This window comes from Flavobacterium sp. (assembly GCF_043779715.1).
In the GTDB taxonomy this organism is placed as follows: Bacteria; Bacteroidota; Bacteroidia; order Flavobacteriales; family Flavobacteriaceae; genus Flavobacterium.
The window spans coordinates 22,596-45,765 of record NZ_JAYWDT010000240.1; the positions used below are offsets into that span (position 1 = coordinate 22,596).

The window sequence follows — 23,170 nt, forward strand, 5'->3', positions numbered from 1 at the left end:
TAATACCTAATCAGAAATAGTTTTAATATTTCTAACTAGTTATTTTAAAAAAAAACATTAACTCAACTTGGGTGGAAGCCATATACAAGCAAAAACATCTGAAGTGTAGAATTGTTTGCTGAAAGGTGTAACAATGTTAATAGAAATACTAACAGGATTGTGAAATATAATTTCTGTTTGATTTTCGAAAGCAATTATATTGCTTGCCGAACCGCTTATCGTCTTGAATGGTAAGTTTTGATGTTCGTCGTGTTTGTCGGTATCTGTGTGCTTCTGATTGTCATTGTAATGACTTTTTACAAAATCTAAAAAAGAAATACTCTTTTCGTCTTTGTGGTCATGGTGTTCTATAAAATGTTCAATTAGGTTGGGTAATTTCAACAATTGACCTATTTCTGTGTTAGCACACAGGAATGTAAATAGAAATAATATGGAGACTATTTTTTTCAAGAGTGTAAATATAGCATATTTTAATTTATTGAATATAAAAACACTAAAACGTTTTTATGAAACCTATTCCATATTGCTTACCATTATAAAAAGGAGCCATAATTGATGCTGTTTTTTTCTCTTTTGATTTAAAAATTTTCTCCTGCATGAAAGGATTTATCCAATAGGCAACTTTGGTACTTAAAATACCAATTCCAGCACCTGCTACTACATCAGTCAACCAGTGTTTGTCGTTGTAAATTCTGAATGCTCCTGTGCCAGCAGCCACAATATATCCAGAAATGCCATACCAAACAGAAACATCTTTGTATTCTTGCCAAAGAAATTCTGCTCCTGCAAATGCTGTTGCAGTATGTCCGGAAGGAAAGGAATTAAACCCAGAACCATCTGGTCGTTCTACTTTTGTTATGGATTTTAAACTTAGTACAGTAGCTGACATTAACAAATAGGAAGTTCCCAAAATAATAGTTCTGTCTTTAAAATTGTGTTTGCCTTTTATACCAATTGCATTAAGACCATAAACCGATGCTGCAGGAAGGTATTGCGAGAAATCGTCAATTGTTATTTTTTCGTCGATATTTTCGTTTACTTCTTCCTTTATTCCTGAATTAACGAATTTCAATCCATCACTTTCAATGCCAATAACACCATAACCAATTAAGACTGTTGGAATGATGAGTTGTTTGAACTTAAACTTTTTGTTGTTCTCTTTTGGCTCATTTATAGTTATTGTATCTGTTACTTGCTGTGCAAAACCGACTGAACCAATCATAAAAAATAAAAACACTTTTAAATACATACTTTAAGATTTAGAATTAATAAAAGTATTTTTTTTGCATAAGCTGGATTTTTTAAGATTAAGGATTAATTAAATTTGTGAAGCATTTTTTTTTGAGAGTAATAGATCAACAACGACATTATTACAATTGAGACTAGTGATGCCTGTAATGTACCTAAGTCTAATCCTCCTTTAGCGAGTGGTTTGGTTAAAAAGTCTCCAAAAGTGGCACCAAATGGTCTTGTAAATACAAAAGCCAACCAAAATAAAAACACCTCGTTAAGCTTAGTGTAATAGTGTAGTAAAACCACCGCTATTATTATTGATGCAGTTATTAAAGCACCTTGAATATAGCTTAGTCCGATGACATCACCCAAGTAATCGCCAAATGCAGTTCCGAGGCTGTTTGAAAATAAAACAGCAATCCAAAAGTATGTTTCTTTCTTGTTTTCTGTTATTGGATTAACATTCAAGTTTTTATATTTTGAATACCATAAATAGAGTGTAAAAAGTAAACCTGACAACAAGACCAAACTACCTATTGTATAACCTAAGTGTAAGCTGCGGTCAATGAAATCAGAAATTTCAGTACCTAATGTTGTAGTTGCTATGATAACCAACCAAAATGGAAGTGGTTGGTATTCTTTTGTTTTAAGTTGATTGTAGAGCAGTACAATGAAAAAGACAACAGTTATTGCTATTCCTGTTAAATACCCCAAATTTAAAGTCATTGAAATAAAGTCTCCCAAAGTTTCGCCGAGCGTGGTTGCTACAATTTTCATAACCCAAAACAATACAGTTATTTCAGCAATTTTGTTTACTAATTTTGTTTCTACTATTTTCATTTTAAATTTATGTATTTTGAGTTATTAAATTATTTTTGGCTCGCTATGACACTATTTCAAGTCCGTTTTTGATAACTGAAACTTCAATTTTATTGGTTTTTAAGTTGTGGTATTCGCCATCTAACTGAATGTCAACAAAAATTTTCTCAGGTAATTCAATCGCAATGTTTTCAATTAAACTGTACTGCGCCATTTTAAAAACTTCTGCTTTTTTTGAAACCACATGAAGTCCCAACTTGATTTGATTGATTAAACTTATTTTTGGAATTAGCACTAAATTTAGCTTCCCATCAATAAGACTTGCATTTGGTGTTAAACTCATACCATATCCCATTTCGTTTGAATTTGAAACAAAAAGCATAAAAGAATTGCTGTTTATAATTTGATTATTGAACAATAGTATCGCTTTGATTGGTTTGTACTGTAAGCTGGCTTGTAATGACGCTTTTATATATGAGGTTAATGTTCTTTTTTTATAACACTCGTATTTTTTAATTATCAACGCATCGATCCCAATTCCCATATTGCTAAAAAAGTATTGTTGGTTTACTTTTCCAATGTCGATGAATTGCGTTTTCCCATTTCTAATAACTTGTGTTGCTTCTTCTAATAGTTTAGGAATTTTAAGGTTTGAAGCTAAACCATTGCCCGAACCAATAGGAATTATGCCCAATTTAATTTGGGTGTTAACTAAACAAGATGCCACTTCATTTATGGTACCATCGCCACCACAGGCAACGATATAATCTGGATTTTTAGCCACGGCATTATTGGTCAACATAATTGCATGGTGTTTATGATTTGAATAATCTACAGCAATTTTGAATTCTTTTTCAGAAAAATATTTTTCCAAAACTGTTCTGCTTAGATTGTGTTTGCCATCACCTGATATTGGATTAATTATAAAATGGATGTGTTTCATTATTTGAGCAACTTATGAGTGAAAAGGTAATCGGCTGTTTGGTACCATGAAATGGTTTCGTTTAAGAAATTTTTATCCATTGGAATAGCATTCAAACTATTATCGGCTTTGTTCCATTGGTAAAAATTTTGTCTTTTTTGATCGGATAAAATCATGGCTTTATCATTTTTCATCAATACCAATTTTCGGTATGTTCCGACTAAAGCTCGTTCTTCAAAATTGGATGCCAGAATGTTTTTACCAAAAAAGTTGCTTTCGTAGTTCCAGTGAAGTAATGAAAAGAATGTTGGAAAAATATCTATTTGAGAACATTGCTTTTTAATTTTTTGATTTTGATATTCCGGAAGATTGACGATGAATGCAGGAATATGATAATTTGCAACGTCAATTTCATCTTTTCCGGCGCTGCTGGCACAATGGTCGGCAATGATTATGAAAACTGTATTCTTAAACCAAGGTTTTGATTTTACTTTTTCAAACATATTTTTTAATGCGTAATCGGTATATTTCACTGCACCTTCACGATCTTTACCCGATGGAATATCAATTGCATTATCAGGATAGGTATATGGTCTGTGATTGGAGGTTGTCATTACAAAATTGAAAAATGGCTTTTTTGATTTATAATGTTCATCCGCTACTTTTGTCATTTTAGAATAAATATCTGCATCGCATATTCCCCAAGCGTTTTCAAAAGTTACTTCATCATCACTAATATTATTTCTAGTGGTTTTAATTTTATCGCTCAAAACACTTCCGCGACCACGGTCATAAATTGTAAATCCGTTTCCTCCAAAATAGGCGTTCATATTATCAAAGTAACCATCGCCACCATAAAAGAAATTGGAATTATATCCTTTGCTTTTGAAAACATTTGAAATGGTGTATAGATTTTGATTTTCGGGTCTTTTTACAATACTTTGCCCAGGTGTTGGCGGAATGCAAAGTGTCATGGCTTCCATACCACGAACTGTTCTAGTTCCGGTGGCATATAGGTTATCAAAAAAGATGCTTTTTTGCGCTAAACTGTCTAAAAATGGGGTAATGTTTTGCTCATTGCCGAACTCTTTCATAAAACTGGCACTTAAACTTTCAACCAGAATAAAAACTACATTTTTCTTGATGGGTTGACTTTTGGTAGTATCTGTAATTGTTCTGTGGATTGATTGTTTATTTGATTGGTATTTACTGTTTTTATCTTGCAGTTTATTTCTAACTATTTGAAACGCTTCTTCATTTTTAACTGACGTATAAAATTCATTATATGCCATTTGATTGTTTCTGAACGCTGCAAAAAAGGAATAAATTCCCGATTTTGAAATTTCAGCATTGTAGCGGTTGGATGACCATTCTGCTTGATTATTAGTAATAAAAATGGAGAAAAGCGCTGCTGTTATTACTGTTGTCCCTAAAACAATGGTTCGGTCTTTTAGATTGACTGTTGTGGTAAATGTTTCCTTGAAAACATTTAATTTGTAAAAAGTAAAAATTATAATTCCTGTAATTAAAAGAACTCCCGATACAAGAAATGGTAACGGATACGATTGTTGGATGTTGGCAACAACTTCATGGGTATAAATTAGATAATCAACTGCAATAAAATTAAAGCGTGTTTTAAATTCATCCCAAAATGTAATCTCTGCAAAGAATGTAAATACCAATATAAAAATGGTAAGTGATGTGAAAAACCAAAGTAGAATTTTATCAATCCATGAGCCAATCCATCTGTTCGGGAATACAAAATAATAGAGGACCGACGGAATAATTATTAAACTTATGGTTCCGATATCATAAAAGAGTCCTGTTAGAAAAGTTCCTATAATTGAGAATACGTTGAAGGAAACTTCATCGTATTGTAAAATTGTAAATATTATTCTTAGGAAGAAAGAAAATGTTATAAACCATGAGATAAATGCAAGTAGTAAACTGTAACGATTGGAAATTTTTATTCTATTGGACATAGGTATATTATTGGGTTACTATAAAAAAAAAAGCACTCACACCAAATGATGTGAATGCCCAAACATGAAAAAATTAACTAACTGACAGTAACTTTCCATTTTCATCAAAAAGCAAATCTTTTCCTTTAATTTCAGCCTCGTAGGTAACAATACCTTTATCTGAAATTATCTTTGCCGCTTCTTTTACTTTTTGATCTTTATAGTTTTTACCTATGTAATTAAGAATTGATTTTGGTAATTGTGCTGTGGTAATTTCAACTTCTGTTTCGATGATTTTACCATTCGCATTGAATAAAACAGAGTTTTCTATTTTATTGCTTTCAAAACTGGCTTCAAAATTGTTTTCTTCTTTATCCCACTTGACTTTTTTTGCATTGGGATATTTTGATAATAGAGATTTAGAAACAATCTCCGGTACTTTTGTTGCTTTTACTTTTTGAGCAAAAGCGATTGTAGATAACACTAAAGCCACTACAATAATTACTGATTTTCTCATTGCTATTATATTTTTTGAATTAATAATAGTCAAAGTTGCAAACCAATTTTGTAGAAATATTGAATTTTGAATTAAAGCAAAAATAAATTTAGTTATTCTTTAAAATTTATAATTATACCCTAATCGTACCACTTGAGTTTCGTAGTAATCATTGCTAGTATATCTAAATTCCTGACCTTGAATTTCTTTTTTGATTACAAGAGTGTTCAGAATGTCGGTTGCATTAAGAAAGAATTCTCCTTTTCCATTTTGAACCGATTTTTTTAATCCTAAATCAATTGAGAAACGTGATTTTATTTTGCCTTGCGGAATTATATCTGGAGCTAAATATAGTGCTGTTATCTGCGCATCCACTTTTTTAGACAAATGCAACGTATTGTTCCACTTTACATTTCCTGAGAAAACATCTTGTTTTGCTGCTGTAAATGTGTTGGGTTGTGGATATAGATTTTGAACTGTAAACGCACCAATCTGATTGTAGTAGGCATTTAGATTAAGATTGGAGGAATACCATTTTACAATATCTTGTGAAAGAACCATTTCTATTCCTGTGTTGGAACTTTTATTCACGTTTTGAAATATGGCATAAATTAGATTGCTATTGGGTACAGTAGAAGCAATTCGTGTAATGGTTGCATTTGCAAAACGATGGTAGAAAGCTGAATATAAATATCCTTTTTTTAAATTTCTCTTGAAACCTAATTCAACTAAATTGGTAAATTGTGGTCGTAATGCAGGATTACCGACTTTAATAATTTCGGCATCGTCATATTTTGGAAATATTCGAATATCAACTTCGTTTGGTCTGTCAATTCTTCGATTATAAAACAACGATATTTTGTTGTCATCATTGATTTTATAGGCAAAGCGGAAATTCGGAAACGGTTCGAAATAAGAATAGCCATCGGTTCTGTAGGTTGGATGGTTTGGATTTACTTCGTATTCTAAATCTAAGTATTCCAAGCGCAATCCAATTTCTGCTTCGATTTTATTGGTCTCATAAACGTAGTTTCCATACACTGCCGGAATGATTTCTTCATACGTTGCTTTGCCGCCTGCGCTTGCATCTAAAGGCGAACTTGTACCCGGAAAGAATTGCATGTTTGTTGGAATAATTCGGTTACGAAACTTAAATCCTGTTTCAAATCGACCATATTTTAATGGTTTTATGTAATCTATATTGAAGTCGATTACACTTTCATCCGATAGTAATTTGAAGGAATCTTTGCTTGTTGAGCTTGGCAAAATATTATCGAAAAAGTATTTTTCATCTTCACGATGAAAGGTATAATTTAAACCAATGTTCATTAAATGACCAGCTTCCTTGAATTTATGTTGATATGAAGCTGTTGCCATATATGTTGTCTTTAATTCATCTTCTAAAAATGTCCAAAGTCGCAATCGCTCGGAATAATCGGCATTAAAAAATGGCTGGTCTCCGTTATCAATAATTTTTTCTGAGCCAAACAAGCCCAAAACAGTAAGTGTATTATGGTCATTGATATTCCAATCAATTCCCGATTTAATAGTAGTGAAATGTGTATTTCGGTTTCTTTTTAATTGTTGGTTAATGATTGTTCCGTCATTGTAGGTACGCGTCACAAATTCATTTTTATTCAGTGTTTCTGTATATAAATAATCGCCTTGAAAAAACACATTGATTTTGTTTTTGCGGTAATTAAGTGATAGTGTAGGATTAACTTTTGGCGTTAGTGAATATTGCCGTCTAATTGTAGGCAGGTTTTCTTTTCGTTCCCACAAAGCACCTAATCCAGAAGTAAAACCGACTTTACCATTGAAGCCTTCTTTTTTGTTTTTCTTGTAAATGATATTGATAATACCTGCGTTACCATTGGCATCATATTTTGCTGACGGATTGTTAATGATTTCGATTTTATCTATAGCTGAAGCCGGAATATTATCTAAACCCGATTGACTTCCAAAACCTGTTAAAGCCGTTTGTTTACCATCAATTAATACGGTGACTTTATCATTACCTCTAATTTGTACTTTGCCATCTTGGACTGTTACTCCTGGTAAATTTTGCATTGATTGTAAAACAGAGCCGCCACTTTGACTGATGTTATCCGCCATAGAAAACGTTTTTTTATCCATTTTATCGCCGATGGTATTTTGTTTAGAAACTACTACTACTTCTTGTAGAGTTGTGGCATCTTCCTCTAATTCAATACTACCCTGATCCAAAAATTCTGATAGTGAACCTACATAAACCGATTGTGTTTTGGTTTTGTAGCTAATAAATGAAAATTCTAAAACGTAATTTCCCGATTTTATGTTAGCAATTGAAAATCTTCCTTCTTCGTTGGTTACTGTACCAGCAATTATAGAAGCGTCTTTTGAAGTCTTTAAAACTACATTTACAAAAGGTAAAGCTGCTTTTGTAATTTTGTCTTTTGTAGTGCCCGATACCGTTACTGATTTTTCTTGAGCCAGTAATTTTGTCCCAAATAATGATATGAGAACAATTAATAATGTTTTAATTCGCATTGTTTCTTTTCTTTATAATTTTTCAATGACAAAAATCGCAATGGAATTTGTAGAAATTTTGAATTTTTAAAATGATATTTCAAAATTATGAAATCTATCTTTAAAACTATAATGGATAGACCAACTGTTTGCATCAACAATCTTTTTAATTATCGATAAACCCAAACCATTTCCTTTAGAACTTGGATTGGATTTAGAAAAGCGCTCGAACATTTTTTCTGTTTTTAAAGGTATTAAAGCACCAGTGTTTGAGAATAGTATTCCTTTGGACGTCACGCTGACATTGATTTGACCATCATTTACGTTGTGATTGATTGTATTTATGAATAAATTATTTATTAGTATTTCAACTAGAAATGGATTGGCACTAACAATTACTTTTTCACTACTCTCTATATTGATTTCAATATCTTTAGATTTTGCCTGTTCGTTGAAAAATGCTATTTGATGATTTATAATTTCACTAATGTTTACTTGTTGTTTTTCATAGAATGAATTACTTTCAATTTTAGAAAGAACCAATAAATTTTTATTTAGCTTGACTAATCGAGAAGTGGTATTGTTTAAATCATCAATTAATTGAAACTGCTCTTGATTAAGGTCTTTTCGTTGTAGAATGTTTTCGATTTTTCCTTTAAAGATTGCAATTGGTGTTTGAAGTTCATGAGCTGCATTTTCAATAAATTCTCGCTGACTATTATAAATACTACTGTTTTTGTGAATGAGTTTCACTGTTACATTATTTAATCGATCAAATTCTTCGGTGGTATTTTCTATTAAATTAACTGAAGTTGTTTTGTCAATTTCAAATTGTTCGAGCTTGTCGAGTGCGACATAAAACGGCAACCATAATTTTGATGAAATGTATTTGGTAATAAAAAGGAAGCCAAGAATTAAAAGCACTAAAAGTGAAATGAAAAGTACCACTGTACTTCCAATTAAGTTTTCTTTTTCAACCATATTAATTCTTGCTGAAAAAGTGAATGTTTTGCCTTCAATTTTTACCGGAGCATTAAGTACTCTGTATGGTTCATTTTCTTTATTAAGACTATCGTAATAGCTGTGATCAAATAAACTGTCCTTTGCAATTCCGTTGAACTTTTGCAGGTTTACGTCTTTATTGAATTTGTTCCAAAGTGCAATGTCCTTTAGAGTTAATTCATCCTTTGTGAAAGTGTCAAACTGTTTTTTTATTGCATACAAATCTTCGTTGGCATCGTCTTCATATAAAACATTTGAAACTACATAAAATAACGGAGCAACGGTTATTAGTATAACAACAGCATAAATGAAATAATAGTTTAGTGTTTTTTGAAGTAATTTTTTATTCATCTTCCCATTTGTAGCCTGTTCCATAAACTGATTTTAAATAATCAAAAGTACCCATTTCTTTCAACTTCTTTTTTAAATTTTTGATGTGCGCATAAATAAAGTCGTGGTTGTCTAACATGTCAGCCATATCTCCAGACAAGTGTTCTGCAATGGCACCTTTGGACAAGACTTTATTTTTGTTGCCAATTAAAAAGAGTAATAAATCCATTTCTGTTTTGGTGAGATCGATTTTTGTACCCTTAACTTTTACTGATTTATTGATGGTATCTATCTCAATTTCATTGAACTTAACAGTGTTGCTTCCATTAAATTGTTTTCTTCTTACCAATGCCTGAATTCTAACCAGTAATTCGGATAAGTGAAATGGTTTGGTGAGGTAATCATCAGCACCCAATGTAAATCCTTCAATTTTAGTTTCTAAGGTTTCTTTGGCTGAGATTATTATTACGCCATCAGATTTATTGAGCTTTTTTAATTCTTTTAAAATTGAAAATCCATCACCATCTGGCAACATTAAGTCGAGCAAAATACAGTCGTAATTGTACAATGTTATCTTTTCGTGCGCTGTTTCAAAATTATTTGCGCTCTCACATTGAATTTCGTTGGTTTTTAGATAACTATTGATACTTTCTTGTATTTCCAGTTCATCTTCAATTATAAGTATTTTCATGATGCAAAGTAAGAAATGAATTTTGAATAAAAGTTGAATTTTATTTTAAATTTTGAAAACAAAAAGTATATATGACGTTATTTTGAATTTATTTCATCAAGGTAATATTGTAAATCATACAGATAAATTAGCTCGATGTTTTCTTCATTTAGCATTTGACTTAGTTCAACAAAATTGATGTTTTCAAAAAGTGCTTTTTCTACTATAATATTTTGAATGATTATATAAATGACTTGGAGGAGGTTTTTATTATTGCAATGAACGGTATAGTTTTAAAAATACACAATCATGTCTATTTTTTTACAGTTCTCATATTGTAACGGTTCAAATTTTATTTCACTTGCCTTAATGTTAATGTCTTTAAATACATACGGTTTGTCTAATCCTGCTTCCATTTCTTCGATATCTTCGGATGGTTGGATGAAAGCCATGAAGTTCCAGTTTTTTAGTTTTGGAGCATTGTCTACCAAATTTGTTACTTCTTTAAAATAATTGGGATTGCCATTAGCTGAAATTATTAGTTGTATTGGTTGGGTGTTTCTCTTTGGGAAAATTAAAATGCAATCTAATCCTTCGGAATAGTAATGCAGGTTTTTGTCGAGCCAGAAAAGAAAAAGTTTTTGGATTTTTGGTTTTTCATTTTGAAGGTTTCTTAAAGCTTTTTCATTGAACTGTATCCAGTCCCAGAATAATTTTATATTTTTCATCTTGTTGTTTTTAAATTATTATTTTTAGAAAATACCTGACTGCCACTGGCAGTCCTCCTTTTAATTTCAAATGTTGTATTGGATCCAATTCCAGAATAGTGTTGTATTTTTCATGATTGTAAGTGATTAGAAAAAAGTGATTAGCAATGTTAGAGAATAATTATCTTTTGTCTTTTGAAGTGTTGTCGTAAGCTATTAGATTAAAGAGTTCACGCATTCGGCTTCGGACACGGTTGCCGTATTGTGATTCTATTTCGCTTGCGGAAAGGTTAGTTGTGATGTGGGTTTGTATTCGTTTTGCGATGTACACATCGTATCTGCTTAATAGGATTTCTGCCATTACATTGCATTCGTTACCGTAGTATTTTAGGTTGCTTTCTGTACCTAAGTCGTCGAAGCATATTGTTTTAGGTTCGAATTCATAGAGTTTTCCTTTGCTGTATTTGTGTATGATTTGGTAACCGTCTTGAATGAATTCAAAACTTATGTCTCGGCATGGTTTTACGAAAAATTTGTGTTCGGTTGGTGTTAAGTATTTCATTATGTTCATTATTGAAGTTTTGCCACAGCCGATTGGACCTGAAAGTAGAATTCCTTTGTTTAAGTTGATATTGTATTGAAAACAGGTTACCTCGTCTTTGAGAAAATAGGCGATTAGTTTGAATATGATTGGGTAATCGGTTTCAAGAATTTTGAAATGATTGCCGTGTAGTTCAATGCCTTTTTTTTCTATCCAAGTGATTATTTCTTGGTAGTTGTAGTGGGTTTTTATTTCGTTTTCCATAATTATTTTAACATTACATTGACATCGATTTATTCGCTAAAGCGAATGTTTTTGGGACACAGATGACGCGGATTAAATGGATTTACACAGATTTTTAAAAACCACAAAGCACTTCGACAAGCTCAGTGTGACAAATGAGTTACTATAATGGTTCAGTGTAGTCTTTTTCGGTTGTGGTGTTGAGTTGTTTTGGTCGGTTTGGTTCTGCATTTGGGATGAATTTTGGTGCGTTTAATATCCAGTTTTGTGCTGCTGCTTGCCAATCGACCATTGGTGTTTTGCCACCAACTAACCAGCCGATACTGGAGAAGTAATTGAAGAATTTTTGGGCTTCGAGTTCTGGGAAGTTTTGTTCGAGGAAATAGGATTTAACATTTTCGATTGTTGGTTTTTTATCTTTCTTTTTTTCGCGCAACTTTTTTTCTTTCTCTTCTCCGGCTTCGGTTGATAAGATTGCTTCGTTCTTCGCAATGACATTTTCTTCAATTTTTTTTGATTGCTCGCCCAAGTTTAAGCCGTTTGAATTGTTTAAATCGTTTGTAATGTTTGTATTGTTTATATAAGGTACTACGACTTGTTCATTAACCTGTTCACTACTTGTTTCATCACTAGTACAGGACTTGTTCACTACTTGTTCAATAACTGGTTTAAAATTTGAACTGGCACTTTTTGGTAAAGGCTTTAAATCATCGGAGAAATTGAATAAAAAAACATGACTGCCTTTGAATGGATTGTAGGATGGTTCGTATTTTATATACCCTTGCGCATGCAATGCTTTGAGACATTTATGATAGGTTGCTTTTGAGCTGATTTTGCTTATTCGCATTATTTCATCACGAGAAATACTGATTGGATTTCTGAACCGATTGCAATTCCAGAATTGAAATAGCGACATGTATAAACTTACATGTGTTGGATTGAGCAATTTATCTTTTGCTACTCTGTCGAAAAATCCAGTTAGGTGTTTTATATAATTCATAGTATGAATTACTTAGAGTTGAATAATGTGCGTTCGGAGCTGACTTTGTTTTGGTCTAATAGTTTTTCAATATCCTTGTATGGATAATAGATAATACCTCCAATCTTGGTATAGGATAAGGTTTTGTTGATGCGTAATGTTTGCAGTGTTCCTGGAGAAATGTTGAGTAGCTTTCTAACTTCGGATGATTTTAACCATTGTTTGGTTTGCTCTGTTTTGCTTTGGAAGATTTCTCGAATGTCGTCTAGTAGTAACGTACGGAAATCATTTAAGTCTTGTTTAGTAAGGATTTCAATTGCCATAATATATGTTTTACATTGTTATGGCACAAAATTGTATGATTTGAGATTATTTATTTCACAAGTCAATCACAAGTTGTGAAAGAAAAAGAGGCAATTAATTTCTAATTGCCTGTATTTATTGACTTCTTTAATTTATAAATGAAATAAGTTGGTGAAATTCCGTTTCGTTCTTTGAAGGCACGAGTGAAATTTTGAGTGGAACCAAAACCAGCCTCGTCGCTCAAGGCTTTGTTAGTATAATTTCGGTATCTACTTTCTGTTTTGAGTTTTTCTATAATGTAATTTATTTTTAAATCTGTAATGTATTCAATAGTACCTTTTCCTCTGTGTTTGGCAATAACTCTGGTAACGTATTTTGTATTTGTACTTAATAGAGTAGCCATTCTTGCTAGGTTCATGTCTTTTTCTAAAAACTTATTTTCGCTTTCTAATTTTTCTAACTTTTTAATTATTGCATCTTCAATATCTTGACTGATATCTTGTGTAACCGCTTTGCTTGAAATTTTTGGAACACTTGGTGATTTTGTATCGCGTTTCATTATTTCATTAAAAAGTCGTTTGTTTTTGAAGTGCTTGTATATTAAAAAAGCAATAATTGAAATCAGTATGCAGATGATACCAAAAGCCATTATGGTTCTGAACGTCATGGCATTTTCAATCTCTTGTTTTGACTTTAATAATTCTTTAGTGTCGTATTCTTTGACTACTTTTTTTAATAGGTATTTATAATTTTGACCTAGAATACTGTCCACTTTTAAAAGTTGATCAATATAATAAAGTTGCGATTTTGTATTTCCTTTTTGTTTGTAATAAGCGATTAGTTTTTCATAGCCTTCGCGTAGGTCTGGACGGATGTATTTTTCTTTTTTGAATATTTCCTCTACTTTTTTAAAATAGATTATCGCTTTATCCTTTTGATTTAAAGCCCAAAATGATTTTCCGATATAGAAATATGCCACTGATGCGTTTGCAAAATCTTTCTTGCTTTGTATTGTTGGCAGAACTAAAGTTAATTTAGAAATAGCTTCATTATATTTTTTCAAACCACAAAGATTTACACCTTCAGAATGGATGAAATACGGTTGCATTTCGAGGTTGTTCAATCTTTTTCCTTCGTCAATTCCAGTTTGATTTGTAACGGTACACCATGCATAATTTCCAATTCGATTGTAACACAAACCCAATGAATGTAATGAGTTGAGGTATGCTCTGTCGTTTTCTTCCTTAAAATAATCAATACATTCTCTAAATAAACTGATGGCTTCATCATAGAAACCAAGGTAGGATTTGGTTTGTGCAATGCCGTATTTTAGTTTATAGATTGAATACTCGTCATTAGTTTTAGAGATATAAGTATCTGCAATAATAAAATTATCTAATGCTTTGTTGTGCTCTTTTTTACCATAGTACACTGTTGCCTTAGTGAGATAGGCATTGCCAATTATTAAGTTATCTTTTGTGTTCATGGAAACACTAATTATGCTATCTGCATAATTCAAATGATACTTCTTATCTACTAGATACATTATGGTTTTGTATGCTAAAGTCACTTGCTCATAGTCATTCTGCTTCTTAGCTTTTTCTAACCATGCTTTTGCATACCTATTTGATTTGACAGTATCATTCCCATATCGGACTGCCGCTTGACTTAAATAATCATAACTTTTGGAAGATAGACTATCTGAATTTTTACCATAGTTGTCTTGTGCATTACTATAATGCGAAATTAGTAGTACTAGAAATAGTAAGCGTTTTTTTGTAATCATTTTAAGGATTTGGGGCTTAATCAATTAAAAATGTAAAAGAAATATGTTTAATCTGGTGTTTTTTTGCGAATAAATGTAAATAAAATATTTAAAAAAGGCATTAGATGTAGTGACAAATTGAGAATGTATTTTATTAAGTGTAATGTATTGAAGGGTTGTGTTTTTCTATTTGTTTTTAAGTGTTTCATTCCCGAATGACACATTCTACATTCGGGAATGGCGCACCAGTTGGCTTGTGAGATGGGAATAAGGCAGTTAGTTTTGTCTTGAATTCAATCGGTTTTGTTATGAGCACAACCAAATCCTAGTTCAATTATCCCGGGCTAAATGAACTGATGAAAAAAAAGTAATCAGTAACATTCTAACACATTAAATCACATGAAAAATATACACTCATGCACGCCAATTATTGCCTTTTTTATTATGTTGAGTACAGGATTTGTATCTTGTAGCTCTGATAATGAAACTACGAATTCTGAAAATGCCAATTCTCATTCCGCTAAACTTATTACAACTTTACCAGGAAATGATGCCAATCCTTATGACGAAGTCGGATGGCTTTACAATGAATTGTTTGATACGTATTACACCAATGGAAATTTGGGTGGCACGGTTCCTCAAATTATAACCAAAGTACAAACTATAGCTGATGCTAGTTCAAGTTTTAATTCGATTAAAGGTTCATCCTATCATAACGTTTCAAGTGCTATAGTATTGAATTTACTTGAACATCCAACAACTTGTGTCAATGATGTTATCTCCGCGTCGAGTATGTCAACATCAGCCAAATCGAGTTTATCAAACTTTATTAATTCGTTTATTATCTTTCTTGATAATGAGACTGATTGTGATGTTATTTATGATAAAATTGTAGCGTACGAGAATGGCGTATTGCTTAACTCTTCATTAAATCAGACTGATAAGCGTATTATTTTCACCACAACATCGGTAGCTAGACATTCAGCTTACAGAGCTAATAAAAAACCAAAAAAGAATACTGATCCAGATTGGACTGTACTTATTGGAAATATTATTGCTTCCACTGAAGGTGCTGAATATGGTTCGGCTGAAGCGGCAACTATGGCTCTTGTGACTGGGATTGCTCAGAATGATTAAGAAGAAAATAGAAAAAGGTTTTTCGCGAGCTCGCAATTTCAGAATATGGGTTGTCAATTTTTGACAGCCCATATTAATTTTCGTCAGCATCTTCCATGCGCAGTATTAGTTTTTCTTTTAAGGTGTTTAGGAATTTTGTTCTTTCTGATTTTCTAGTACGGATTTCTAGAAAGGCACGGTTGAATTGTCCTAAATTGATATTGAAAGTAGTTTCAAAAAAAGTGGTTACTTCTTTTAGTTCGGATGTGCCGTGATTAAAAACACCTTCGGTGTGCAGTGCATAAATTAATTCGATTAGTCCCACTTTTGATCCAGTCCATTTTTGAGTTTTGGGGTTTATGACATTAGTAATGGTTTCTTCTTTTTGTTCTAGTTTTAAAATCTCATTATCTATGTAGCTTTTTATCTTTTCGTTTGCTAGAATTTTAGCTACTTTATAATCGTGTGATGTTGAAAATCTATTATCTGCTTGAAAGTAGAAGCTGTCCAATGTATGCCTTAAATCGTGCTTTCCTCGTAGAAAATATTTGTGATCTAAACTTTTATTATCCGTTCTGTAATATTTGTAGAAGTCTTTATTCTCATTATAAAACGTTTGCAGTTTGACTAGTTCGAGATTGAAGTATTTTCGGATTGCTTTTTTGGAACCGAATGGCTTATTGGTTTCTATATTGTAGATTTCGTTGTAGTAAATTAGTTTGGCCGCAAATTGCGGTTTGGTATCGCGAAAGAAACTAATTTCCTCTGATTTGTTTGTAAACGTATGCTTTAGGAATTTTGTTTTCAGGTTTTCAAAAATTGGAATAAGCGTTTTGATTGCTAATTCTGCGTATTGAACTGTATTGTCTGTTTCGGAATGAATGCCTTGTAGTTGTTTGTCTAGTTCAGACATTAGTTGTTCGGAAAACAATTTCATACGCTACTGTTTTAGTTTGATAGAAAGCAAATCTATTGGAGTAGTGTTATTGTTGCAAGTGGTTTGGTGTTGTATTCCCGAATTGAACAGGTTTGATTCCCGAATTGAATAACACATTTTCTTCGCTTTGCTCAGAGTTTTGGAACACAGATTAAACGGATTTTCACAGATTTTATTTATAGTAGAGTTGGTTAATATCTTTTAAGAGAAAGTTTCTCTATCGACTTTCCAGTCGACTTTCTCTAGTCTTTCCTTTACCGTATTAAGAGTTGCCAAGATTTGTTTTTCGGTTGGTAGTTCTCCATATACTAATTCTTTGAATGTTGTATTGTAGGTATTGCGTAATTGATTCCAAGTGTTTTCAATGTTGGCATAAATCATAGCTATTGCCGGATGATTGTCGAGCCAACCGTTATTATTCTTAAAACTTATTACATCGTCATTTGCAACAATTAGCAATAAACTGTCAAACTCATTTGATAGGAAAAAAGTCTTAATTTCTTCTTTCTCCAACAATTTATGTATGTCGTAAATGTGTCTGATTTTGTTGTTTAAGTCGGTAATTGGATCTTCGGTAAATGAAAAACGCATTAAGCTCATTATTTTTTCACAAAGTGTGCGCTCCAGACTTAATACAAGGACTTCGAATGGATTTAAATTGTATTGGTTTATCAATTCTTCTTGGTTGTTTTCTTTCATCATTTCTGAGACAAAGGAAGTGACTGTTGCATTAGTATATGGTTCGAAGCTTCCTAACCAAGTAGATTCTACAATGATAATATCACGAACTTGACCAAATTGACCTTCAAAGGTTTTGGTGTAGCTGTGTGCTGTTTTTCGAATCATTCCCATTTTATTTGTAATTCCTTCCACCTCAATTTCTGGTAAAATTTCGGCAACTACATTTGAAATTTTCTTGATTTTGGTTTTTAACTGATTTCCAGTTTCTGCCTCATTTCTGAGAATGACCATATCAATATCTTCTGAAAATCGTTCGATTATGTTGTAGCATTTTGATAATGCTGTTCCGCCTTTAAAGACAGCTTCCTTTCCAATATCCGAAGTAAAAATTCGGTGTAATGCCAGTGTAACCCAGTAATCTTTTTCGACATAAATTTCCTTAATTCCTTTTTGCTGTGCTGTTGCAAGAATTGCATCGTTATATAGCTCTTTATTTTCGTGTAGTGTCATACTATGTTCCAGTTTTTGGCATTCGGTAAAATATCTTCGGTAATTTTATATTCATATTGCGAAAGTGGGTTTAGACTTTCTTTTAAAGGCTTTATTTCGTTGGCTATTTCAAAATATTCAATTATTGCTCCTAAAATTGCACGAACTCTTGGTGGGTATTTTAAGGCGTATTTTACCAGCAGATTTTTATCTTTTTCACTCCATTTTTTCATTTCGTTTGCTAAAAGTAGCACTGCTGATCTTTTATTCATATCTGGAATTTGCTTAAAATCCTTTAGTGCGTCTAAAATTTCTAATATGTAGTAGTTTTTATCAGAAACATCGATGTAACTTTTTACAGGTTTTCCTTTTATATTTCCGATGGAAACAAAAATTCGTTTGTCTCGGCTTGCAATTTTAATGACTTTAGGTACTTGTGTTGTTAAGCCCAGTCGATTGTATAAACTTAGTCCGGTTATGTATGCAATTCTTTTATCATTTTCGAATAGATAGTTTTTTAAAAGTTCTTCTTCTCTTGGTTTTAATTCACCAAAAACAGTTTGTTTTGGTTTGTAAAACACTCCGGTAGATGCGCGCTTTAACATTCCTTTCTTTATTAAACGCTCTAATGTTTTAGCTGTAGCAGCGTATTCCTCTGATTTTACAGCAAGTGTTTGATAGGTGAATGTAGTGCCTATTGGCAGCTTTTTTACTTTGTTTTCTATTTTACTTGAAATTGTCATGTTTCGTAATTGTTTTACAAAGATATGTTATTTTTTTTATTTGTCAAGTAAACGAAGCAATATACTTGACAAAATATTTTACTTAGCTTTGTTAAACACTGCTTTAGTTCATTTTATAGACTTGACTTTCTCGAAAAAAAAGACTAACTTTACCACACTTTTTTAAAGTAATAAAATGCATGCGCGATAGCACGGTTGTTTCAACCGTGCTATCAATTTATTTGTTAATTAAACTAACTCAGTATTCCGTCTGATAAGTAGATTAGGAATATTTTGGAGTGTGTTTTTAAGTCTTATTGTTTTGCTTTTGACAACTGATTTTATAGAATAATAAATGCAAAAAATAGCCAATAAGCTTATTAAACAATGAAACAGCTTTTGGAGTTTGAAGCCGGAATTTATCCAACTTATTACAGCAACACAAAAATATACTACTGTAATTATCAGTAAAGCTAATAAAACCAATAAACTAGCTATGAAAAATTTAATATCAAATTGAATCCCTGCAAGTGGATTGATGATAATTAATTTTTGAAGTATTGGTAGAAAAAAGATAAAAGTAGTAAAGAGTAATTTTTGTTTCATTATTGATGAAATATTTCTTTAGTATAATGTGGATTTGATTTGATTTTAGAAATATCATTGACTACAACGCTCAAAATGTTTTGCTTGCTAGAATAATCAATGTTGTTTAGTAAATTATGATTGGAATTAGCATAGTCTAAAATCCTATTTTTAGAAAATTTAAATGCAATATGCTCCATACACCTTTTCAAATTTTCACTAATTGAAGATTCATTTCCAAAATTGTTTACAGATAATGCTTCAAGACATAACTGCTCAATTACTATATTATTTAGGTCTAAATTATTTCTATCCCTATATGCTTTTAATGTTTTAATAACATCCCTAACTCTAGGTTTATTAATTAGTAGTTTTTTTTGAATAGCAACATTAGTTTTAAAACTCTTGCCACTTTGCCAAAAATAGTTTGGACGAATATATAAGTTTAACTTTTGATCTATTTTATAATTATCAATTTCTTTACCGTAAGCGATATCTAGTTTATGATTACAATCAGTTCCCTCAAAAATTAAACTTGTTACTCTTCTTCGCTTTATTACTTTCGCTTTTTCTCCAAATAAATCTTCGATTTTGTTATGAATCTCATTTGATAAATTTGATAGATTTCCGAACTGATTTTCTTTTTTTATCGGTAAAACAATATCAGAATCGAAAGTGCCTGCAATCGCTGTCTTTTTAGTCAGAGAACCTACACTCTCTGGATAATTGACTAGTTGGTCCTCAAACGCATCATATAAAGTGGCTTTAACTTCCTTAGTAATTGATTTTAATTCCAGCAATTTCGTTGGATTTGAATTTACATTTTGCGTTGCAAGTATATTTTTAAGGAAAGTATCACTTGAAAATGGTTTTTTAGCATCTTCCTGAAAATTGAATTTATAGATTTCATTTCCTATGAAACCTCCTGCAATTCCTAAAATCGCTGCTTTTTTTACTGTTTGGAATCCGTTATAATTATCCAACGTTAACTTTTGTCCCTGTTTTTTTAACCGTTCTTTCTGTTGATAATAATCCAAAATGGATGCTAATACAAATGCCACAATGACTCCTGTAACAATGTGTTTATCTTGTTTTCTCATAATTACTCTTTTATTCTATATGTTCGCCTCCGCCCAGCCATTTTCCAGTTGTATGCCATAGTTCATAATAATACAGCCATAAATACGTCCACGGAATAATTGTTGTACTAATATAATTTTTCCTAGTAAATTCAGAATACTTTGGCATATAAAGACACAATGTTTCCTGTGAATACATGTGAGGTATTTTCTCACCAGATTCATTTACCACTAAGATAGGATTAATTACTCTAACTTGAATAGGTTTTAAAAGATGAAACTTAATTTCAATAGTATACTTTTCACTTCTAGTTGTTGGCTGTATTATACCAGTAGCTTTAAGCTGCAAAGCGTCAAAATTGACTTTCCATGAAGAGTACTTTGCTTTGATAGTATTTACTTGCTCTACTATCGTTTTATCCCTGTTCAAATTTTTAATCTTCATTATCTCCAAAAAAAGTATTTGATTTTATGGGAGCTATTGAAGCCACACCCAATGCACCTAATGTTTCCGTTTTTTTATCTATTCCTAATTGATTATTATTTCTTGCCTTATCAATCACATCTGTCTGCGAAATTTGTGCCTTCATATACAAATCATCACCGAATAAGTCTTTTAATATCCTACCTTCAGTTATAATTCCATTTTCTTTTTTAAGTTCCTGCCATTGCACATAAAGATGTTCGCAAAAGGCTTTGAATGCTTCATAGTACTTTGGCTCACTTTCCCATTTGTCTGTAAAATCTTCTTCGGCATTTACTGGATTGAGTACTTTAATCCTAGCTGGAATATTGAAAGTATTTCTTCTTATCTGATTGACAATATTTTCTACTGCTAAAAATATACTATCTTCACCATTATAGTATTGTCCAGCAATTGTTGTTAGAACAATGCTTGAAGTTTTATAGGTGTCATCTTTCTGAAAATAAATATCTCTATACGTCTTTATCAATTGTACTGCTCTTTGTAGCGGCTTCTTGTTTTCATAGTCATTTGAAGGTAAATTTTCGGCACGAAGTGCTTTTTCTAACAAACTTACTTTTATAGTGTTTGCTTTGTTGAGAAACCATTTTGCATAACCTCTTGGATTGGAACTAACCCAATATCCTAATTGACGGTCTGGTACACGAAGTTTATCTTCATCCCATTCGTTTTCCTGTATTCCTGGTAAAATATCCATATGGAAATCTCCTGCATAATTTAACCTAATACAACGGTTTTTCAATTCCATTTTTTCCTTGTAAACAGAATGTTCTGACAACCTTCTTTTTAGTTCGGCATAGATTTTTTCTGGAGTATGATTATTCCATTGAGCCTTAAGATGCAGTGCAATATCTAAATCGAATTCATCTTTACCGATTGGTTTTACAGTAGTTCGAATTCTAACCGAGCCATGTGGATATAATTCATACTTAAAAGGTTTGAAAAACAGTTCATCTGCTTCAATCCATTTTTTTATAGCTTCATAATGCTGAATCATTAAGTCATAACGTGTTTTATCCAATTGCAATGATTCAGCCATCCTATCAAGTAGGTCGTCTAATTGGATATTTTTGTCTTGAAATTGTATCATCTTGGTAATATTTTAAATGTATGTGGTAATATTCTAACTCCAGAAGCAGTTGCTCCTTTTTTAATTTCTTCAGCAGTAACAAATGCTATATTATCATTATTAGCCAAAGCTTTTATCGCTTGTCTTTGAGCATCAGTTTCTATTCGTAATTCAAAAATGTCTGCATGTCTGAATTGATCAATTGGATAATCCTCGTTTCTAAGAATACCTTCCTGATGGTCAAATAGGAAAGCATACTTTATATGTTTAAAATGTTCCGCAGGTAAATAACCAGGTTCTATTAATTCCTCAAAAAATTCTCGCCAAGGGTCAATTTCTCTATTTTTCCTACTATTAAACCATTTAAAAAAATCAATCAGATTCTTTCGTTTATTTATTTTAATTCTCAAGTCATTTTCTGTAGCACTATCTCTTGGAACCTCATTGCATGGAATTATGCCAAGTTTATCGAAATTTTCTCTGTTCTCTTCTTTAAAATATTTGTAAGCACCACCTACAGGCTGAAATCCAATAAAATCTTCTTTATGCCTTTTTATCAGCATGTATTTTCCGTTATGTTCTATTCTGAAAAGATATGCCACAGTTACCCTTACAGGAGCATTTGATTTCCATATTTTTGTTACAAGCAATTTCCAATGTTTTTTATTATCATAAAGAAATACTATAAAATCAATAATACTTGCTATTAAAAGCCCTAAAGCAATCTTAAAAACGGTACTTTGTGCCTCACCTGTTAGGAAGACACTACAAAATATCAGTCCTGTCAAACCAATAATGAAACTTATTTTTCCTTTTACATTCATTTTGTCTATCCTTTAGGTGGAAAATTATCTTTTCCATATGTATTCCTTTCTCTTATTTGCCCATTCGGTCTATGAATAAACATTTCGGATTTCTGATTGATTGCAATGTTCCTTGCAATTTTTATTGCTTCAGTCTGAGTTGAAACTACTTTAGTAGCTTTACTATTACCAGCTCCTTTTACTTCCCAATTGTCCCCTTTAGGAACAACATGTTGATTTTTCTTGCTCATGATGATTTTTATTAATAATTTAGTTATACTTTTGTTGCATATATAAGATAAACAATTGTTTTGTTGCAACAAAGATAAATATTAATTTTGATTGTTGCACTAATGAAACAGTGTTTAATACATAAAACTTATCAACATGCAATCAACACTTAACACAGACCTTTTAGCAGGAATGTTAAAAAGTAAAAGAGAAGGTAAAGGTTTACGAACTATTGCTGAAGAAATTGGAAATGTAAGTGCAGCTACATTATCAAGGATTGAGCAAGGGAAAATTCCAGACGTAGACACCTTTATAAGTATCTGTAGTTGGCTCAAGGTTACAACCGACACCTTTATTATTGGCGAAATCCAAAATAAAATTATTTCTAACAAAGATCATGTAGTAGCTCATCTCAGAGCAGAAAAAGAATTAAGTAAAGATACCGTCAATATGCTTATCAAGATGATTGACATGGCTTATGAAACTAAATAAGCG

General features: G+C 31.7%; 24 protein-coding genes. 2 read left to right on the plus strand and 22 right to left on the minus strand.

Features of this window, described 5'->3' with window-relative positions:
* Nucleotides 1-57 precede the first annotated feature (57 nt).
* The 14 genes from ACH2BG_RS11540 to ACH2BG_RS11605 all read right to left on the minus strand — a co-directional run bounded on the left by ACH2BG_RS11540 (nucleotide 58) and on the right by ACH2BG_RS11605 (nucleotide 14,500).
* A complete protein-coding gene (locus tag ACH2BG_RS11540) occupies nucleotides 58-450 on the minus strand; it encodes a hypothetical protein (RefSeq protein WP_395047843.1) in 393 nt (130 codons plus the stop codon).
* Between the two features lie 43 nt (nucleotides 451-493).
* Entirely contained in the window at nucleotides 494-1,222 is a 729-nt protein-coding gene (locus ACH2BG_RS11545; RefSeq protein WP_395047844.1) for a phosphatase PAP2 family protein, read from the minus strand.
* A 92-nt stretch (nucleotides 1,223-1,314) separates the two neighbouring features.
* Entirely contained in the window at nucleotides 1,315-2,073 is a 759-nt protein-coding gene (locus tag ACH2BG_RS11550) for a hypothetical protein (RefSeq protein WP_395047845.1), read from the minus strand.
* A 43-nt stretch (nucleotides 2,074-2,116) separates the two neighbouring features.
* Nucleotides 2,117-2,995: a diacylglycerol/lipid kinase family protein gene (locus tag ACH2BG_RS11555; RefSeq protein WP_395047846.1), complete on the minus strand. Its 879-nt coding sequence runs from the start codon at nucleotides 2,993-2,995 to the stop codon at nucleotides 2,117-2,119.
* On the minus strand, nucleotides 2,995-4,956 hold the full coding sequence (locus tag ACH2BG_RS11560) for an LTA synthase family protein (RefSeq protein WP_395047847.1): 1,962 nt from the start codon (nucleotides 4,954-4,956) through the stop codon (nucleotides 2,995-2,997). Before ACH2BG_RS11560 ends, ACH2BG_RS11555 begins: the two co-directional genes overlap by 1 nt.
* 73 nt (nucleotides 4,957-5,029) lie before the next feature.
* Nucleotides 5,030-5,452 carry a PepSY-like domain-containing protein gene (locus ACH2BG_RS11565; RefSeq protein ID WP_395047848.1) on the minus strand — a complete coding sequence of 141 codons (423 nt, stop codon included), beginning with the start codon at nucleotides 5,450-5,452 and terminating at the stop codon, nucleotides 5,030-5,032.
* Nucleotides 5,453-5,551: 99 nt separating this feature from the next.
* On the minus strand, nucleotides 5,552-7,960 hold the full coding sequence (locus ACH2BG_RS11570; protein ID WP_395047849.1) for an outer membrane beta-barrel protein: 2,409 nt from the start codon (nucleotides 7,958-7,960) through the stop codon (nucleotides 5,552-5,554).
* A 66-nt stretch (nucleotides 7,961-8,026) separates the two neighbouring features.
* Nucleotides 8,027-9,316, minus strand: coding sequence for a sensor histidine kinase (locus ACH2BG_RS11575; RefSeq protein WP_395047850.1), 1,290 nt, complete (start codon nucleotides 9,314-9,316; stop codon nucleotides 8,027-8,029).
* A complete protein-coding gene (locus tag ACH2BG_RS11580) occupies nucleotides 9,285-9,962 on the minus strand; it encodes a response regulator transcription factor (protein ID WP_395047851.1) in 678 nt (225 codons plus the stop codon). The genes ACH2BG_RS11575 and ACH2BG_RS11580 overlap by 32 nt, the downstream gene beginning before the upstream one ends.
* A gap of 272 nt (nucleotides 9,963-10,234) precedes the next feature.
* On the minus strand, nucleotides 10,235-10,669 hold the full coding sequence (locus ACH2BG_RS11585; RefSeq protein WP_395047852.1) for a hypothetical protein: 435 nt from the start codon (nucleotides 10,667-10,669) through the stop codon (nucleotides 10,235-10,237).
* Nucleotides 10,670-10,829: 160 nt separating this feature from the next.
* Nucleotides 10,830-11,453: an ATPase gene (locus ACH2BG_RS11590; RefSeq protein WP_395047853.1), complete on the minus strand. Its 624-nt coding sequence runs from the start codon at nucleotides 11,451-11,453 to the stop codon at nucleotides 10,830-10,832.
* A 142-nt stretch (nucleotides 11,454-11,595) separates the two neighbouring features.
* Nucleotides 11,596-12,432 (minus strand): transcriptional regulator, encoded by an 837-nt coding sequence (locus ACH2BG_RS11595; protein WP_395047854.1) that lies wholly within the window; start codon nucleotides 12,430-12,432, stop codon nucleotides 11,596-11,598.
* Nucleotides 12,433-12,440: 8 nt separating this feature from the next.
* Nucleotides 12,441-12,734, minus strand: coding sequence for a helix-turn-helix domain-containing protein (locus ACH2BG_RS11600; protein ID WP_395047855.1), 294 nt, complete (start codon nucleotides 12,732-12,734; stop codon nucleotides 12,441-12,443).
* A gap of 101 nt (nucleotides 12,735-12,835) precedes the next feature.
* A complete protein-coding gene (locus tag ACH2BG_RS11605; protein WP_395047856.1) occupies nucleotides 12,836-14,500 on the minus strand; it encodes a helix-turn-helix domain-containing protein in 1,665 nt (554 codons plus the stop codon).
* Between the two features lie 378 nt (nucleotides 14,501-14,878).
* Between ACH2BG_RS11605 and ACH2BG_RS11610 the strand changes: the two genes are divergently transcribed.
* Nucleotides 14,879-15,616 (plus strand): hypothetical protein, encoded by a 738-nt coding sequence (locus tag ACH2BG_RS11610; RefSeq protein WP_395047857.1) that lies wholly within the window; start codon nucleotides 14,879-14,881, stop codon nucleotides 15,614-15,616.
* 73 nt (nucleotides 15,617-15,689) lie between these two features.
* On the opposite strand, the gene ACH2BG_RS11615 is transcribed toward ACH2BG_RS11610, so the two are convergent.
* The 8 genes from ACH2BG_RS11615 to ACH2BG_RS11650 all read right to left on the minus strand — a co-directional run bounded on the left by ACH2BG_RS11615 (nucleotide 15,690) and on the right by ACH2BG_RS11650 (nucleotide 22,695).
* Nucleotides 15,690-16,532, minus strand: a complete 843-nt coding sequence (locus ACH2BG_RS11615) for an RteC domain-containing protein (protein ID WP_395047858.1) — start codon at nucleotides 16,530-16,532, stop codon at nucleotides 15,690-15,692.
* 201 nt (nucleotides 16,533-16,733) lie between these two features.
* A complete protein-coding gene (locus ACH2BG_RS11620) occupies nucleotides 16,734-17,723 on the minus strand; it encodes a nucleotidyl transferase AbiEii/AbiGii toxin family protein (RefSeq protein WP_395047859.1) in 990 nt (329 codons plus the stop codon).
* Complete coding sequence (locus ACH2BG_RS11625) at nucleotides 17,720-18,445, minus strand: DUF6088 family protein (protein WP_395047860.1); 726 nt, start codon at nucleotides 18,443-18,445, stop codon at nucleotides 17,720-17,722. Before ACH2BG_RS11625 ends, ACH2BG_RS11620 begins: the two co-directional genes overlap by 4 nt.
* Before the next feature lie 584 nt (nucleotides 18,446-19,029).
* Nucleotides 19,030-20,109 carry a hypothetical protein gene (locus ACH2BG_RS11630; RefSeq protein WP_395047861.1) on the minus strand — a complete coding sequence of 360 codons (1,080 nt, stop codon included), beginning with the start codon at nucleotides 20,107-20,109 and terminating at the stop codon, nucleotides 19,030-19,032.
* A gap of 10 nt (nucleotides 20,110-20,119) precedes the next feature.
* Nucleotides 20,120-20,518 (minus strand): hypothetical protein, encoded by a 399-nt coding sequence (locus ACH2BG_RS11635; RefSeq protein WP_395047862.1) that lies wholly within the window; start codon nucleotides 20,516-20,518, stop codon nucleotides 20,120-20,122.
* A 4-nt stretch (nucleotides 20,519-20,522) separates the two neighbouring features.
* Entirely contained in the window at nucleotides 20,523-21,662 is a 1,140-nt protein-coding gene (locus tag ACH2BG_RS11640) for a cyclic GMP-AMP synthase DncV-like nucleotidyltransferase (RefSeq protein WP_395047863.1), read from the minus strand.
* A complete protein-coding gene (locus tag ACH2BG_RS11645) occupies nucleotides 21,659-22,465 on the minus strand; it encodes a hypothetical protein (RefSeq protein ID WP_395047864.1) in 807 nt (268 codons plus the stop codon). Before ACH2BG_RS11645 ends, ACH2BG_RS11640 begins: the two co-directional genes overlap by 4 nt.
* A 5-nt stretch (nucleotides 22,466-22,470) precedes the next feature.
* Nucleotides 22,471-22,695 (minus strand): DUF2188 domain-containing protein, encoded by a 225-nt coding sequence (locus ACH2BG_RS11650; protein WP_395047865.1) that lies wholly within the window; start codon nucleotides 22,693-22,695, stop codon nucleotides 22,471-22,473.
* Nucleotides 22,696-22,831: 136 nt separating this feature from the next.
* Between ACH2BG_RS11650 and ACH2BG_RS11655 the strand changes: the two genes are divergently transcribed.
* Nucleotides 22,832-23,167: a helix-turn-helix domain-containing protein gene (locus ACH2BG_RS11655; RefSeq protein WP_395047866.1), complete on the plus strand. Its 336-nt coding sequence runs from the start codon at nucleotides 22,832-22,834 to the stop codon at nucleotides 23,165-23,167.
* Nucleotides 23,168-23,170 lie beyond the last annotated feature (3 nt).

Coding starts and splice junctions, on each gene's coding strand:
- ACH2BG_RS11545 (WP_395047844.1), bottom strand. CDS start 1,222: ATGATTGGTTCAGTCGGTTTTGCACAGCAAGTAACAGATACAATAACT.
- ACH2BG_RS11655 (WP_395047866.1), top strand. CDS start 22,832: ATGCAATCAACACTTAACACAGACCTTTTAGCAGGAATGTTAAAAAGT.
- ACH2BG_RS11595 (WP_395047854.1), bottom strand. CDS start 12,432: ATGAATTATATAAAACACCTAACTGGATTTTTCGACAGAGTAGCAAAA.
- ACH2BG_RS11560 (WP_395047847.1), bottom strand. CDS start 4,956: ATGTCCAATAGAATAAAAATTTCCAATCGTTACAGTTTACTACTTGCA.
- ACH2BG_RS11610 (WP_395047857.1), top strand. CDS start 14,879: ATGAAAAATATACACTCATGCACGCCAATTATTGCCTTTTTTATTATG.
- ACH2BG_RS11570 (WP_395047849.1), bottom strand. CDS start 7,960: ATGCGAATTAAAACATTATTAATTGTTCTCATATCATTATTTGGGACA.
- ACH2BG_RS11620 (WP_395047859.1), bottom strand. CDS start 17,723: ATGACACTACACGAAAATAAAGAGCTATATAACGATGCAATTCTTGCA.
- ACH2BG_RS11585 (WP_395047852.1), bottom strand. CDS start 10,669: ATGAAAAATATAAAATTATTCTGGGACTGGATACAGTTCAATGAAAAA.
- ACH2BG_RS11590 (WP_395047853.1), bottom strand. CDS start 11,453: ATGGAAAACGAAATAAAAACCCACTACAACTACCAAGAAATAATCACT.
- ACH2BG_RS11650 (WP_395047865.1), bottom strand. CDS start 22,695: ATGAGCAAGAAAAATCAACATGTTGTTCCTAAAGGGGACAATTGGGAA.
- ACH2BG_RS11645 (WP_395047864.1), bottom strand. CDS start 22,465: ATGAATGTAAAAGGAAAAATAAGTTTCATTATTGGTTTGACAGGACTG.
- ACH2BG_RS11640 (WP_395047863.1), bottom strand. CDS start 21,662: ATGATACAATTTCAAGACAAAAATATCCAATTAGACGACCTACTTGAT.
- ACH2BG_RS11550 (WP_395047845.1), bottom strand. CDS start 2,073: ATGAAAATAGTAGAAACAAAATTAGTAAACAAAATTGCTGAAATAACT.
- ACH2BG_RS11600 (WP_395047855.1), bottom strand. CDS start 12,734: ATGGCAATTGAAATCCTTACTAAACAAGACTTAAATGATTTCCGTACG.
- ACH2BG_RS11625 (WP_395047860.1), bottom strand. CDS start 18,445: ATGACAATTTCAAGTAAAATAGAAAACAAAGTAAAAAAGCTGCCAATA.
- ACH2BG_RS11580 (WP_395047851.1), bottom strand. CDS start 9,962: ATGAAAATACTTATAATTGAAGATGAACTGGAAATACAAGAAAGTATC.
- ACH2BG_RS11575 (WP_395047850.1), bottom strand. CDS start 9,316: ATGGAACAGGCTACAAATGGGAAGATGAATAAAAAATTACTTCAAAAA.
- ACH2BG_RS11615 (WP_395047858.1), bottom strand. CDS start 16,532: ATGAAATTGTTTTCCGAACAACTAATGTCTGAACTAGACAAACAACTA.
- ACH2BG_RS11630 (WP_395047861.1), bottom strand. CDS start 20,109: ATGAGAAAACAAGATAAACACATTGTTACAGGAGTCATTGTGGCATTT.
- ACH2BG_RS11555 (WP_395047846.1), bottom strand. CDS start 2,995: ATGAAACACATCCATTTTATAATTAATCCAATATCAGGTGATGGCAAA.
- ACH2BG_RS11605 (WP_395047856.1), bottom strand. CDS start 14,500: ATGATTACAAAAAAACGCTTACTATTTCTAGTACTACTAATTTCGCAT.
- ACH2BG_RS11565 (WP_395047848.1), bottom strand. CDS start 5,452: ATGAGAAAATCAGTAATTATTGTAGTGGCTTTAGTGTTATCTACAATC.